Below are 529 nucleotides of genomic sequence, written 5' to 3' on the forward strand. Positions count from 1 at the left end.
AGCAAGCACCGTATCGCGCGTGACTTGGCGGCTGTACATGCCGATTGGAGCGACCCACCGAATGGCTTCATCAAATGTGGCGCCCCATAAGGAGGGATCCTGTTCGACTGCGGCACGTTGTTCCGGATTATCCAGCAATGCCCACGCCGCGACGCCCAGTGCGTCACGAGGCTCATTAACGCCGCCCCCAATGGTCATTTTCAGGTTAGCACGGATCCGATCTAACGGCATTTTATATTCATCAATGCGCAACAGATGCGCAATCAGAGACGGGTTATCATCCAGATTCGCTCCATGCCACGCTAACATTTCATCTAATGCCGCATCCACCTCATTGAAACTGCGTTCTCCTTCGGCCCATACGTCTGGATCGTCCGCGTAATTTCCGGTCGCATCAATCATGGTCTGGCTCCACCGCTGTAAATCCTGCTGCGTCGCATTGTGCAGGCCAATAATTTCACGCAGGTTCTCCGCAGCATAGGGTGCCGCAAAGTCCCACACCAGGTCGGCCCCCGGGCCTTTCTCCACC

1 pseudogene is annotated in these 529 nt (G+C 55.8%); it reads right to left on the bottom strand.

The features are described 5' to 3' along the window. Nucleotides 1-529 (bottom strand): annotated as a pseudogene (locus LB823_RS23575) (cytochrome P450); the annotation flags it as partial.

The sequence above is a fragment of the Tsukamurella sp. M9C genome (genome assembly GCF_020169415.1).
Taxonomy (GTDB): Bacteria; Actinomycetota; Actinomycetes; order Mycobacteriales; family Mycobacteriaceae; genus Tsukamurella.